The sequence below is a fragment of the Paraburkholderia hospita genome (assembly GCF_002902965.1).
Classification (GTDB): domain Bacteria; phylum Pseudomonadota; class Gammaproteobacteria; order Burkholderiales; family Burkholderiaceae; genus Paraburkholderia; species Paraburkholderia hospita.
Genome location: NZ_CP026107.1, coordinates 1,947,093 through 1,961,460, shown reverse-complemented (window position 1 = coordinate 1,961,460; position 14,368 = coordinate 1,947,093). Strand labels below are relative to the sequence as shown.

The 14,368-nt window shown below is 59.3% G+C and carries 10 protein-coding genes and 1 pseudogene; 9 read left to right on the top strand and 2 right to left on the bottom strand.

All coding sequences use genetic code 11. From position 1 onward, the window contains the following. Nucleotides 1-71 precede the first annotated feature (71 nt). The 4 genes and pseudogenes from fdnG to C2L64_RS42125 all read left to right on the top strand — a co-directional run bounded on the left by fdnG (nucleotide 72) and on the right by C2L64_RS42125 (nucleotide 6,291). A pseudogene (gene fdnG, locus C2L64_RS42140) lies at nucleotides 72-3,143 on the top strand (formate dehydrogenase-N subunit alpha). Between the two features lie 9 nt (nucleotides 3,144-3,152). Next, nucleotides 3,153-4,091, top strand: coding sequence for a formate dehydrogenase subunit beta (gene fdxH / locus C2L64_RS42135; protein ID WP_007586841.1), 939 nt, complete (start codon nucleotides 3,153-3,155; stop codon nucleotides 4,089-4,091). Next, a complete protein-coding gene (locus tag C2L64_RS42130) occupies nucleotides 4,088-4,723 on the top strand; it encodes a formate dehydrogenase subunit gamma (protein ID WP_007580173.1) in 636 nt (211 codons plus the stop codon). Before fdxH ends, C2L64_RS42130 begins: the two co-directional genes overlap by 4 nt. Nucleotides 4,724-5,145: 422 nt before the next feature. Continuing rightward, the gene (locus tag C2L64_RS42125) at nucleotides 5,146-6,291 is read left to right on the top strand and encodes a porin (protein WP_007586842.1); all 1,146 of its coding nucleotides are present in this window, start codon (nucleotides 5,146-5,148) and stop codon (nucleotides 6,289-6,291) included. 158 nt (nucleotides 6,292-6,449) lie between these two features. On the opposite strand, the gene C2L64_RS42120 is transcribed toward C2L64_RS42125, so the two are convergent. Further along, complete coding sequence (locus C2L64_RS42120) at nucleotides 6,450-6,758, bottom strand: DUF4148 domain-containing protein (RefSeq protein WP_007586843.1); 309 nt, start codon at nucleotides 6,756-6,758, stop codon at nucleotides 6,450-6,452. 390 nt (nucleotides 6,759-7,148) lie between these two features. Here C2L64_RS42120 and acuR point away from each other — a divergent pair, with 390 nt between their 5' ends. From acuR to C2L64_RS42100, 4 genes are all read left to right on the top strand, one after another. Beyond that, nucleotides 7,149-7,778 (top strand): acrylate utilization transcriptional regulator AcuR, encoded by a 630-nt coding sequence (acuR, locus tag C2L64_RS42115; RefSeq protein ID WP_007586844.1) that lies wholly within the window; start codon nucleotides 7,149-7,151, stop codon nucleotides 7,776-7,778. A gap of 108 nt (nucleotides 7,779-7,886) precedes the next feature. After that, nucleotides 7,887-9,551 (top strand): GMC family oxidoreductase, encoded by a 1,665-nt coding sequence (locus C2L64_RS42110; RefSeq protein ID WP_007586845.1) that lies wholly within the window; start codon nucleotides 7,887-7,889, stop codon nucleotides 9,549-9,551. A gap of 23 nt (nucleotides 9,552-9,574) precedes the next feature. After that, nucleotides 9,575-10,831 (top strand): CaiB/BaiF CoA transferase family protein, encoded by a 1,257-nt coding sequence (locus C2L64_RS42105; protein WP_063717354.1) that lies wholly within the window; start codon nucleotides 9,575-9,577, stop codon nucleotides 10,829-10,831. A gap of 30 nt (nucleotides 10,832-10,861) precedes the next feature. Further along, a complete protein-coding gene (locus C2L64_RS42100; RefSeq protein ID WP_085954626.1) occupies nucleotides 10,862-11,764 on the top strand; it encodes an enoyl-CoA hydratase in 903 nt (300 codons plus the stop codon). A gap of 47 nt (nucleotides 11,765-11,811) precedes the next feature. On the opposite strand, the gene C2L64_RS42095 is transcribed toward C2L64_RS42100, so the two are convergent. Next, nucleotides 11,812-12,414 carry a UbiX family flavin prenyltransferase gene (locus tag C2L64_RS42095; protein WP_007586853.1) on the bottom strand — a complete coding sequence of 201 codons (603 nt, stop codon included), beginning with the start codon at nucleotides 12,412-12,414 and terminating at the stop codon, nucleotides 11,812-11,814. A 604-nt stretch (nucleotides 12,415-13,018) separates the two neighbouring features. Between C2L64_RS42095 and C2L64_RS42090 the strand changes: the two genes are divergently transcribed. Beyond that, the gene (locus C2L64_RS42090) at nucleotides 13,019-14,356 is read left to right on the top strand and encodes an IS4 family transposase (RefSeq protein WP_086909118.1); all 1,338 of its coding nucleotides are present in this window, start codon (nucleotides 13,019-13,021) and stop codon (nucleotides 14,354-14,356) included. Nucleotides 14,357-14,368 lie beyond the last annotated feature (12 nt).

Genomic DNA, 14,368 nt, shown 5'->3' with positions numbered 1-14,368 from the left:
CCTCCAAATACGCGATACGAGAAGCGACATATACTTTCGCCACTTGCTCAAGCACCAGACGAGAGGCGACCATGTTGCAAATGTCCCGCCGTCAGTTTCTGAAGGTGACGGCGAGCACGCTGGCCGGATCGAGTTTGGCCCTGATGGGCTTCTCGCCGGAACCCGCGCTCGCCGAAGTCCGACAGTACAAACTGGCTCGTACTACCGAAACGCGCAACACGTGTCCTTATTGCTCCGTCGGCTGCGGCATCCTGATGTACGGCCTTGGCGACGGCGCGAAGAACGCGACTGCCAGCATCATTCACATTGAAGGCGACCCGGACCACCCGGTCAATCGCGGCACGTTGTGCCCGAAAGGGGCGAGCCTGATCGACTTCATCCATAGCCCGAGCCGTCTGAAGTATCCCGAGTATCGTGCGGCCGGTTCCGATCGGTGGCAACGCATCTCGTGGGACGACGCGCTCGACCGCATCGCGAAGCTGATGAAGGAAGACCGCGACGCGAACTTCATCGAGAAGACGGAAGACGGCAAAACGGTCAACCGTTGGCTGACCACGGGCATGTTGGCGGCGTCGGCGGCCAGCAACGAGGTCGGCTATCTGACGCACAAGGCCATCCGCAGCATGGGGATGCTTGCGTTCGACAACCAGGCGCGTGTCTGACACGGCCCGACGGTGGCAGGTCTTGCCCCGACGTTTGGCCGTGGAGCGATGACGAACCATTGGGTCGACATCAAGAACGCGGACGTGATTCTGGTGATGGGCGGCAATGCGGCCGAGGCGCACCCGTGCGGTTTCAAATGGGTGACCGAGGCGAAGGCGCACAACAAGGCGAAGCTGATGGTCGTCGATCCGCGCTTTACGCGTACGGCTTCCATCGCGGACTTCTATGCGCCGATCCGCACGGGCACCGACATCGCGTTTCTTGGCGGCGTGATCAACTATCTGCTGACCAATGACAAGATCCAGCACGAGTACGTGAAGAATTACACGGACTTTGCGTTCATTGTCCGTGAAGACTTTACGTTCAACGACGGCATCTTCTCCGGCTACGACGCGAACGCGCACAAGTACCCAGACAAAACGACGTGGGACTACGAGCGCGGCGACGACGGTTACGCAAAAGTCGATATGACGCTGCAGCATCCGCGTTGCGTGTACAACCTGCTCAAACAGCACTACTCGCGCTACACGCCCGAGATGGTCGAAAAGACCTGCGGCACGCCGAAGGAGAAGTTCCTGCACGTCTGCGAGACGCTCGCGACTACCTCAACGCCGGGCCGTGCTGGCACTATTCTTTACGCGCTCGGCTGGACGCAACACTCTGTCGGCGCGCAGATGATCCGCACGGGCGCGATGGTGCAACTGCTGCTGGGTAATATCGGCATCGCGGGCGGCGGAATGAACGCATTGCGCGGCCACTCGAACATCCAGGGCTTGACCGATCTCGGGCTGCTGTCGAACTCGCTGCCCGGCTATATGACGTTGCCGACCGAGCCGGAGCAGGATTTCGACGGCTATATCAAGAAGCGCGCAGCGCAACCGCTACGGCCGAACCAGCTGAGCTATTAGAGGAACTACCGCGCGTTTTTCGTCAGCATGATGAAGTCATGGTGGGGCGCTGCCGCGACGGCCGATAACAACTGGGGCTACGACTACCTGCCGAAGCTCGACAAGCCGTACGACCTGATGCAGATGATCGAGCTGATGAATCAGGGCAAGGTCAATGGCTATATCTGCCAGGGCTTCAATCCGCTCGCGGCCGCGCCGAACAAGGCGAAGACGTCGGCGGGCCTCGCGAGGCTGAAGTGGCTCGTCATCATGGACCCGCTCGCGACGGAAACCTCGGAGTTCTGGAAGAACTACGGCGAATACAACGACGTCGATGCATCGAAGATCCAGACGGAAGTGTTCCGGCTGCCGACCAACTGCTTCGCGGAGGAACGCGGTTCGCTCGTCAGTTCGAGCCGCGTGCTGCAATGGCACTGGCAAGGCGCACAACCGCCCGATGAGGCGCGCAGCGATCTGGAAATCATGTCGGGTCTATTTCTGCGCATGCGCAAGGCGTATGTGGAGCAGGGCGGCAAGTATCCCGATCCGATCGTGAAGCTCGACTGGCCGTACGCAGACCCCGACAGCCCGACGCCCGAAGAGATCGCAATGGAGTACAACGGCCGCGCACTCGCCGACATCACGGACCCGAAAGATGCATCCAGAGTATTGGTCAAGAAAGGCGATCAGCTGGCCGGCTTTGCGCAGCTGAAGGACGACGGCACGACGACGAGCGGCTGCTGGATCTTCTGCGGCGCATGGACCCAGAACGGGAACCAGATGGGCCGGCGCGACAATAGCGACCCGACGGGCATCGGCCAGACGCTGAACTGGGCATGGGCATGGCCTGCGAACCGGCGCGTGCTGTACAACCGCGCGTCGTGCGACCTGAGCGGCAAGCCGTTCGACCCGAAGCGCAAGCTGATTGCATGGAACGGCACGAGCTGGAGCGGGCCCGACATCCCCGACTTCAAGATCGACGAGCCGCCCGAGAACGGCATGAATCCGTTCATCATGAACGCGGAGGGCGTCGCGCGGTTCTTCGCACGCGATGCGATGAACGAAGGGCCGTTCCCCGAGCACTACGAGCCGTTCGAGACACCGCTCGGCTACAACACCTTCCATCCGAACAATCCACTGGCGACGAGTAACCCGGCTGCGCGCGTATTTCCCGACGATCGTGCGGCGCTTGGCAAGTCACCGGAATTCCCGCATACGGGCACTACCTATCGTCTGACCGAACACTTCCACTTCTGGACCAAGCACGCACGTTTGAATTCGATCGTGCAGCCGCAGCAGTTCGTGGAGATCGGCGAGGACCTGGCGAAAGAAATTGGTGTTGTCGCCGGGGATCGCGTAAAGGTGTCGAGCAAGCGCGGATACATCGTGGCAGTCGCGGTCGTGACGAAACGGATCAAGCCATTGATGATCGATGGCAAGAAGGTGCAGACGGTCGGCATTCCGCTGCATTGGGGCTTCAAGGGGCTCACGAAGCCTGGCTATATCACCAACACATTGACGCCTGCCGTGGGCGACGGAAATTCGCAGACGCCGGAATCGAAGTCGTTCCTCGTGAAAATCGAGAAGGCATAGGGAGGCGTCATGGCATTTCAATCGCTCGATATCAAACGCCTCTCCGCCACGACCGTGCAGCCGACGTCGGTGCGCGAGCCGGTGACGGGCACGGTCGCGAAACTCATCGACGTGACCAAGTGCATCGGCTGCAAGGCGTGCCAGACAGCGTGCATGGAGTGGAACGACCTGCGCGACGAGGTCGGCATCACGACGGGCGTCTACGACAACCCGCGCGATCTCACCGAGCATTCGTGGACGGTGATGCGCTTCACCGAGTACGAGAACCCGAAAGGCGATCTCGAATGGCTGATCCGCAAGGACGGCTGCATGCACTGCGAAGATCCCGGTTGCCTGAAGGCGTGTCCATCGCCGGGCGCGATCGTGCAGTACACGAACGGCATCGTGGATTTCCACGAGGAGAACTGCATCGGCTGCGGCTACTGCATTGCGGGCTGCCCGTTCAATATTCCGCGGCTATCAAAGGCGGATCATCGCGTCTACAAGTGCACGCTCTGCTCGGACCGCGTCGGTGTCGGCCAGGAACCGGCGTGCGTGAAGACCTGCCCGACGGGCGCGATCGTATTCGGCACCAAGGTCGACATGATCCAGCACGCGGAAGAGCGCATCGTCGACCTGAAGGAGCGCGGCTTCGAACACGCGGGACTGTACAACCCGGCCGGTGTGGGCGGCACGCACGTGATGTACGTTCTGCATCACGCGGACCAGCCTTCGCTCTACCACGGCTTGCCTGACGATCCGCATATCAGCCCGTTCGTGAAGCTGTGGAAAGGCATTGCGAAGCCGCTCGGCGTCGCGGCGATCGCGCTGACGGCGCTGGCGGGCTTCTTCCACTACACGCGCATCGGTCCGAACGAGGTCAGCGAAGAAGACGAGGACGCCGCCCGCAACGCCGCGCACGATATCCGCGAACGTCGCGAGCACAAGCCCGAGGAGCCCGTCAAATGAAACATCATCGGCATGAGAACCCGGACCTGATCGTACGCTATACGCCGAACGAGCGCACGAACCACTGGATCACGGCGATCACCTTCGTTTTGCTCGCGCTGTCGGGCCTGGCGCTGTTTCATCCGTCGATGTTCTGGCTGTCCGCGCTGTTCGGCGGCGGGCAATGGACGCGCATCCTGCATCCGTTCATCGGCCTCGTGATGTTCGTGTCGTTCATGATTCTTGCGCTGCGCTTCTGGCATCACAACTATCTCGATGCCGACGACCGGCAATGGCTGCGACAGATCAACGATGTGCTCACCAACCGCGAAGACCGGCTGCCCGAAGTTGGCAGATACAACGCCGGGCAGAAGCTGCTGTTCTTTGTGCTGGTGCTATGCCTGCTGCTGTTGCTGCTGAGCGGCATCGTCATCTGGCGTGCGTATTTCGCGTTCTATTTCCCGATTGAAGTGGTGCGCGTCGCGGCTGTGATTCATGCCGTAACCGCGTTCGTGCTGATCTGCAGCATCATCGTGCATATCTACGCGGCGATATGGGTGAAGGGTTCGATCGGCGCGATGGTGCGTGGCACGGTGACGCTCGGCTGGGCGCGCAAGCATCATCCGAAGTGGTTTCGCGAGAGTATCAAGTGAGCATCCGGTGAGCGGATAAGCCCTATACGGTAGATGCAAACGTCACCCGTCACATGTCAAGACGCGCGCTGATAACTGGAGCGCCGCGCCTTAAGTGTGTTCGCGGCTCAGAGCGGAACGCCAACTAAACCAAAGTATGACAGCCAATACAAAAGTGCAATCGACGCCTAGCCGCGTTTGCGCTCTCATGTGATTCATGCGTGTATTTTCGTCCCGAGAATTTTCAATCATAAATGGATGAAAAGAATCCGGTATTTCGGCTGCATAAAAATATAAATATGTTATTTGACAATCTGCTTTCACAAAAATAAATACCCGCTTCTTGAGCAGCCAGAAAGGTACTTTCCGAGGATTTGAACACCACACGCTATTGACGATTCGTCACTAGACGAGGTCGATTTCTTTCAAGCAAGAGGTGTCAAATGAAACGAATCGCTGTTCTCGCAATCTCGGTGGCTGCAACGACTGCTGCGCACGCACAGAACTCCGTGACGCTCTATGGTCTCATCGACGCAGGGCTCATGTACACAAACAACGTGGTGAAGGGCACATCGCATGGTTCACTGTTCCAGACGACCAGCGGCGAAATAAATGGAAGCCGATTTGGCATTCGCGGATCTGAAGACCTTGGTGGCGGTCTGCATGCAATCTTCGTTCTGGAAAATGGTTTCAACGTGCAGAACGGTAAGCTCGCGCAAAACAGTCGGCTTTTTGGCAGGCAGGCTTTCGTGGGTATCAGGAGCGACATGTTCGGCACGTTGACATTGGGGCGTCAATACGACTTCCTGACGGATTTCGTCGCGCCGTTGTCGGGCGTATCGGGAACCTTAGGCGACACAGGGTTTGCTCACCCGTTCGACAACGACAATTTCGATCACTCGTTCCGAATAAACAATGCAATCAAATACACCAGCACCGACTATCACGGTTTCAAGTTTGGCGGCCTGTACGCTTTCTCGAACAACCAGAACTTTGCAAACAATCGTGCTTACAGCGTGGGCGCAATCTACAGCAGCGGACCGTTGAATATTGCGGCGGCCTACCTGCAGTTAAATGGATCGAACTCGACTACCGCGACCACGGGCGCTATCGACACAGCCGAATCCGCTGCAAACGGGACCGGCGGGTTCCAGCTTGGAGCCGAAGTACAACGCACCGCGGCGGCCGCCATCAACTATAGCTATGGTCCCGCCGTTGTCGGGTTCGCCTATTCTCATAGCCAGTTCCAGGGCACTCAGTCGTTTGGGTCCAATAATGGCACGCTCCGCTTCGACAACTACGATCTAAACGTGAAATATGCAATCACGCACGCACTCGCTCTCGGCGCGTCGTACACATACACAGACGGACACGTATCACAAACCACGACCTTCGGCGCAGATCCGAAATGGAATCAGGTTAATTTACAGGCGGTCTATTCGTTTTCGAAGCGCACGGACGTGTACGCCGAAGCGATGTACCAGCACACAACTGGCCACGGCTATGTGGCATTTATCAACAACTCGGGTGGGGCGTCGTCGACGGCCAATCAGGTTGTCGGCACCGTGGGTATGCGCGCACGGTTCTGATTGGGTCTCGGCGAATCAAAAAAGACGCACAGACCTTTGAGGTCTGTGCGAAGCCGTCGAGAGGGAACTCGACGGCGGAGGTGTTGTAGAACGACTCGGGCCTGCTATCGGATACGGCAACGACCGTAGGCCCGTTTCCGTATCAGGTCGCGTGCATGTTACGGACGGTTGTACATCGCGTCCCAGTCCGCCTTCGAGACGGCCGCGTGACCCGCGCCAAACGATCCGCTCGTGACGCCACCGATGCCTGACGCATTGTTCTGCGCAGCGACCTTTGCCTCGGCTGCCTGAATCTCTTCCGGATAGGTGGTGTTGTCACCATCGCCAGGATGATACCCAGCCTTTTCGAGCTGAACGAGTTGGGCGCGTACCTGCGCGCGGGTGATCGGCTGGTTCGACTGGGCGAATGCGGCTAAGGGGGCAGCGAGGGCAGCGGCAATAACAACGGCTTGGATGAGCGACTTCATGATAGTTACCTCCAGTATTTGGTTCGGTCTTCAAACGATCCCGTTTGCGAACCGGTGAATGCAGTGTAGGTATCCACCGGCGCCAGATTAAGGTGGATAACTGGAAAGCATTGTTGTTGGGTCTGTCCACGCGCGTCTGTCGAACGTGCCAACGATGCTCACAATTCGCATAGAAAGGCGCCTCTCGCCCAGTGGGCGAAGGCCCGCAACGCTGTGGACGCACCAGGCAATACCGTGCTGATTGGCGATTTATTCCCGACGGGCAAAACTGTTGTGCATGCCTCATGCAGCGTGCGCAACGAGTCAAGCATGACCGTTCGTACCGTCGAAGCTGCCACTATTTCATCTGCGCGCTTGAATTTCTGAGACGAGCGGTCTAATATCCGCTACATGAACACGCCGACCATTCCGCGCCGCAGAGGGCGCCCCCCGAAGGAGCTTGCAGGCTATAGCGAGACCCGCGAGTCGCTGTTGCGGGCCGGCGTTGCCGTGTTGACGGAAAAAGGCTTTTCGTCCACCGGTATCGAAGAGATATTGCGTAATGCCGATGTGCCGAAGGGCTCGTTCTATCATTTCTTTGCCAGCAAGGAAGCGTTCGGTCTGGAGTTGATCGACCGATATGCCGCGTACTTCGCGAAGAAACTGGACCGCATTCTGACGAATGAACGAAGGTCGCCTCTCGAGCGGCTACACGACTTCGTCATGGACGCTGAGGCGGGGATGCGACGTTATCGCTTCAAACGGGGGTGTCTGGTCGGCAATCTTGGACAAGAGATGGGCGTGCTGCCCGAAGGCTATCGCGAGCGTCTGCGTGAAGTGTTCATAGATTGGGAAGCACGAACGGCGCGATGCCTACTCGAAGCGCGAGCGGCCGGCGAGATCCCGCGCAAAACCGATTGTGCGAGCGTAGCCGCATTTTTCTGGATTGGTTGGGAAGGGGCGGTGCTCAGGGCGAAACTGGACGGTGACCCTGCGGCACTACGGACGTTCGCGAACGGTTTTTTCGCCGCACTGAAGTAACTCAAATTTTTTTGCCTTTTTATAGACGATCGGTCTAATTACATCGTCAGCGTCGATGGTGGTTCATCATAGTTCGTATAGCTAAACGTTTTCAATGGTGGTTGCGAGATGCCAAGCAAGACATTTGATTATGTTGTTATCGGGGCTGGATCTGCCGGGAGTCTGCTGGCAAATCGACTGAGCGCCGACAAGACCAGAAATGTTCTCCTGGTCGAAGCAGGCGGTGCCGACGATTACATGTGGATTCACATTCCCGTCGGTTACCTGTACTGCATCGGCAATCCACGTACGGACTGGCAATTCCGCACTGAGCCGGACAAGGGGCTCAATGGCCGGCAGATTCTCTATCCGCGTGGCAAAACGCTGGGTGGGTGTTCCAGTATCAACGGCATGATCTACATGCGTGGCCAGGCGCGCGATTACGACCACTGGGCCGAATTGACGGGGAATCCCGAATGGACCTGGGATAACTCGCTGAAGGACTTCATGGCGCATGAAGACTTTTATAAGCTCGACCCCGAGCAGCGCGGTCTGCTCAACGGCAACACGGCCGCCATTGCAAAAGTGCATGCGAGCGGTGGCGAGTGGCGCGTCGAAAAGCAGCGTCTTAAGTGGGATATCCTGGATGCGTTCAGCAAAGCGGCGGCGCAGGCGGGCATTCCGTTCATCGACGACTTCAATACCGGCGACAATTTCGGCGTCGGCTACTTCGACGTCACACAAAAAAACGGCTGGCGATGGAACACGTCGAAGGCATTTCTGCGTCCGATCAAACACCGGTCAAATCTCACGACGTGGACGAACGCCCGCGTGAAGAAACTCACGATCGTGCGCGACGAAAGCGGTGGCCTGCGCTGCACGGGCGCGGAGATTGTTCGCGATGGCGAGCTTGTTTCGGTGAATGCAGCGCGCGAAGTGGTACTGAGCGCGGGCGCGATCGGATCGCCCCATATTCTGCAGCACTCGGGTATTGGACTCGCGTCTCACCTGAAGAAGCACGGCATTGACATCATTCAAAACACACCGGGCGTTGGCACGAATTTGCAGGACCATCTGCAGATTCGCGCGGTGTACAAGGTTGAAAACTGCGAGACGCTGAATGTGCTTGCGTCGAGCATGCTCGGCAAGGCGAAGATCGGCCTTGAATACGCATTGCACCGGACGGGCCCGATGAGCATGGCGCCGTCGCAGTTGGGAGCCTTTGCACGTAGCGATCCGTCAAGGAAGCACGCGAATCTCGAGTATCACGTGCAACCGTTGAGCCTCGACGCGTTCGGTCAACCGCTGCACACGTTCCCGGCGTTCACGGCCAGCGTTGCCAACCTGAACCCGACAAGCAGGGGCACTGTTCATATCAGGAGCGGAAATTTCGAAGATGCACCCGCTATAGCCCCGAACTATCTCAGTACCGGTGAAGACCGAAAAGTCGCTGTAGATAGTCTTCGCCTGACGCGACGCATCGCAAGCCAGTCTGCCCTTGCCGCATACAAGCCGCAAGAGTACAAGCCGGGTCCGCAATATCAGTCGGACGAGGAACTCGAAAACCTGGCGCGAGAGATCGCCACCACGATTTTTCACCCTGTCGGTACCGTGACGATGGGCAATCTCGCAGATCCGAACGTCGTCGTCGACAGCCATCTTCGCGTGCGCGGCGTAGCCAGATTGCGGGTGGTGGACGCGAGCGTGATGCCGACGATCACCAGCGGCAACACGAGTTGCCCCACGATGATGATCGCCGAAAAGGCTTCGGCCTGGATTCAGAAAGGCATTTGATTCAACGCAACCAGGAGGTGCTTGTGCCTGAGAACAAGACTGGGGTAAAGAAGCGTTTGCCCCTTGAAGGAATCACCGTTATCGATTTCTCGCGCGTACTGTCCGGTCCGTATTGCGCAATGATGCTTGCCGATCTGGGGGCGCGCGTCATCAAGATCGAACGTGTGGGAACGGGAGACGACACGCGTGCGTTCGGTCCGTTCGTTGACGGCGAGTCGGCGTACTTCATGTGCTTCAACCGAGGAAAGGAGAGCATTGCGCTCGATTTCAAATCTCCGCGCGACCGCGAACTGCTCGAGCGGTTGCTGGACCAGGCCGACGTCGTGGTCGAAAACTTCCGGTCCGGCGTGATGGACCGGCTTGGCTACGGCGCAGAGCAGCTGGCAAGAACGCACCCGCATATCGTCTATGCGTCGATCTCGGGCTTCGGCCATACCGGGCCGTACAAGGATTTGCCGGGCTATGACACGGTGGTGCAGGCGATGGGCGGTGTCATGAGCCTGACAGGTTGGCCCGACTCGCAGCCCGCACGTGTGGGCACGGCGCTGGGCGATCTCGGCGCCGCGCTGTTTGCCGCGGTCGGCATTCTCGCGGGTCTTTACAAGCGCTCGCGGGATGCGCAGGGCACACACGTGGATATCTCGATGCTCGATTGCCAGGCCGCGTTGATGGAAACGGCGTTTGCCCGGTTCGACGTGGAAGGCAAGGTGCCATCCCGGTTCGGCGACGCGCATCCGTCGCTGGCGCCATTCGAAAGTTTCGCAGCGAAGGATGATCGATTCATCATTGCTGCCGGCAACGATCAGCTCTTTCTGTTGATGGCGGATGCCTTCGGCGTGCCGGAAGTGGCACTCGACTCGCGATTCCTCACCAACGATCTTCGCGTCCAGAACCGGCCCGCGATGATCGAGGCGATCGAGCGTGTCACTCGCACCGCACCCGTCAACGTCTGGCTCGACAAGCTGAACGAGGCTGGCGTGCCGTGCGGGCCGATCAACACGATCGACAAGGTCATCGAGCACCCGCAGCTGCTCTCACGCAACATGTTCATTCATGTCCAGGGCGAGTCGGAGCGGAAGGTAAAGACGGCGGGCAACCCGATCAAGATGAGTACTTCGCCCGATGAGGATGTGACGGTGGTCAGGAGAGCGCCGGCGGTGGACCAGCACCGAGAGGCGATTCTGGCCGAATTGATGGCTTCGTCGGGCGCCTACGCGTCGCAGGCTGATTCGCAATCAGATGACAGTGAACCGAGGCGCTCCGCAAATCTCGCAGCATGACACCGCAAACTTGAACTGACAGGTGAAACTATGTCGACCGAAGTTCCCGCAGTACGTGGCGCATCCGCCAGGCAAAGCAAAATGCAAGTGATCGAAACGAGTACCGACCCCGCCGTTGTTGGCGTGAATGGAGATACCGGTAAAGGCACATCGGAAAGCGATACATACGAAACGATCAAGATCGATCGAAGAGAGCGCGTGGGACTGATTACGCTGTATCGTCCCAAGCAATTGAATGCGCTTAACGTGGAGATGTCGCGCGAGGTGCTGGCAGCGCTGAGCGCATTTGACAAGGACGATGGAATTGGCGCGATCGTCATCACGGGCAATGCGCGTGCATTTGCGGCAGGTGCCGACATCGAGGAAATGGCCGGGAAGACCTTTGCCGAATGGCACGCGAACGACCTTTTCGCCGAGTGGGACCGCATTCGAACGATCTCGAAGCCAATCATCGCGGCGGTAGGCGGCTATGCGCTGGGCGGCGGATGCGAGCTGGCGATGGCATGTGACTTTATCATCGCGGCCGATGATGCCCAATTCGGGCAACCGGAGATCAAGCTCGGTATTTTGCCCGGCATTGGCGGTTCCCAGCGTCTGGCGCGCGCCGTTGGCAAGTCGCTGGCAATGGACCTGATTCTCACTGGCAGAAACTTGCGTGCCGACGAGGCATACGCAGCCGGCCTCGTGGCGCGCGTGGTTCCGTCAACCGAGTTACTGCAAACCGCGCTGGAGGCGGCGCATACCATCGCTGGCTACAACCTGCCTGCGGTGCGGCTTGCGAAAGAGGCGGTCAATCGGGCGTTCGAGACTCCTCTAAATGAAGGTGTGCTGCACGAGCGTCGGCTCTTCCACGCTGCGTTTGCTACCGAAGGGCAAAAGGAAGGCATGTTTGCATTTCTCGCCAAGCGCGCTCCCGTCTTCCGCCATCGATAGCGTCCGATTGCGGGAACGAACGAGGATGCCATCCTCGTTCGAACTCGTCATCCATTCGCGACGCTGACAAGCCGATGGGTGAACTCGCCTGTCCAGCGCTTGACTGTACCCGTATCGATGTCGAACAGATCGAGCACGCGTCCGAGCGTGTGATCGATCATCGATTCGAGACTGTCGGGCCGCGCGTAGAAGGCAGGCACGGGCGGATAGATAATCGCGCCCGCTTCCGTGACGGCCGTCATGTTGCGCAGATGCCCGAGATGCAGTGGCGTCTCGCGCGCCATCAGAACAACCCGCTTACGCTCCTTGAGCATCACATCCGCGGCGCGCGACAACAGCGAACCCGTGTTGCCCGTCGCGATCTCCGCGAGCGTCTTCATCGAACAGGGCGCGACGACCATGCCGTCCACGCGAAACGAACCGCTCGAAATGGCGGCACCGATATCGGCGTTCGGATAGTGTTCGTGAGCCAGCGCCTGCACGTCGGCTGTGCGCAGATCCGTTTCATACGCTAGCGTCATCTGGGCCGAGCGGCTCATGACGAGATGCGATTCCACATTCAGTTCGCGCAGCATCTCGAGCAGCCGGACGCCGTAGATCACGCCTGAGGCGCCGCTGATTCCCACCACGATACGTTTGCGTCGTTCCATATCCATCGTCTCTCGTTGAACCCGTGCCGCGCATGCGTGTGCCGCTTCGCGATGCATCGTATGCCGTGCGCCCCATCAGCAAGAAAACATGTGCGCGACAGGCGGCATACGCCTCCATGAAGATTGAATGACACGCCAACGCGCTTCAAACGAAATCTGTTCATGCGTGGCATGAAGCCTTTTCATCGTCTGAGCACGCATTCGGCCTACGACGGTGCGCTCTGCCACGGATGAAATCCGTTCATGGCGCACATGAGAAATCACCGTTTGCGAGGGGACAGGTTCTGGCTCAGTCTGCGCTCACAGTCCCGCATGTCATGCCGCGCGACTCGTCAAGCAGCGTCTGCCGAACAGCGGTACTTGTCTGCCGCCGTGCTGCCCGGGCACCTCATGTGACGGCGACCGTTGCTCGACTCACACCATGCAATCCGACAGGCGAATCCGTGAGGCTGGCCGGTTTGCGATGCATTCCCCTTGATCATTAACCGCATCCCATTACACATAAGTCTGTAGGCGCCGAGAAAGTCGTTTACGGTCAATGACATAGCGGATTGGGTTGTAAACTGCTTCGGAGTGTCGTTTACTGTCGCATTTTGGGCGGCGCATGAAGCAAGAGGCAGCGAGCTGGGCAGCGGCAGAATTCAAGGACATCGACCTGGGCGATCAGCGTCTGAACGCGCGCGCCGTGCTGCTGGCGGAGCGGCTCGCGCAGAAGCCGACGGCAAGCATACCTAACGCATGCGGCGGCTGGGCGGAGACGGCCGGGGCGTACCGGTTTCTGGCTCAGGATGAACTGGACTGGCGCGATATTCTGGCGCCCCACTGGCAAAGCTCGGCCGAGCGGATGCGAGCTTGCGAAGTGGTGCTATGCATCCAGGATACAACGGAGCTGGACTTTAACGGCCAGACGATTACGGGTCTGGGCCCGCTGTCGTATGAGGCCCAGCGCGGGATGTATCTGCACCCGACTTACGCGGTCACGCCATCGCGCGAGCCGCTGGGCGTGCTTGACGCCTTCATGTGGGCACGCGAACCCAAAGGCGCGGATGGTGTGCGTGCAGGCCTCAAGGAAAGTATTCGCTGGATCGAAGGATATGAGCGGGTTGCCGAACAGGCTGCGGCGCTGCCTGCCACGCGGCTCGTGTACGTGGCTGACCGGGAGTCGGACATCATGGCGTTGATGGTCAAGGCGCGCGAGTTGGACAACCCGGCCGACTGGCTGCTGCGCTCGCAACACAATCGCACCCTGCCCGAAGGCGGCAAACTGTGGAACAAGGTTACGGCGGGCAAGCCCTTGGGCACAATTCACTTTACGCTGGCGGCCCGTCAGGCTCAGCCGGCGCGCACGGTCCGCCAGCAGGTGTGGGCGCAGCGTGTCGCGTTGCCCGATGCGGCCGGCGACGTGGTGAGCGTCACGTGTATCGTCGCCCGGGAACTCGACCCGCCGGCAGGCGTCAAGCCGCTCGAATGGCGGCTGCTGAGTAACCGCCATGCGAACGACCTTGATGCGGCGGCGCAGCTGATTGACTGGTACCGGGCGCGCTGGGAGGTGGAACTGTTCTTTCACGTACTCAAGAACGGCTGTCGGGTCGAGGCGTTGCAGCTCACATCGAAGGCGCGGCTTGAACGCGCCCTGGCGCTGTACATGGTGGTCGCGTGGCGTATCGCCCGGCTGATGCGACTGGGTCGAACCTGCCCGGACCTTGACGCGCAACTACTGTTCGAGCGCGATGAATGGCGCGCGGCATACATTCTGAACAAAAAGAAACCACCCAGGACGCCACCGCGAATGAATGAGGCCGTGCGTCTGGTCGCCATGCTGGGTGGCTTCCTGGCGCGCAAAGGCGATGGCGAACCCGGAGTCAAGACCATCTGGCAAGGTCTGCAGCGAGTGATGGATTTCGCCGCCGGACTCAGGTACGCACGAGAACTTGACGAATGAGTTGTGTGTAAT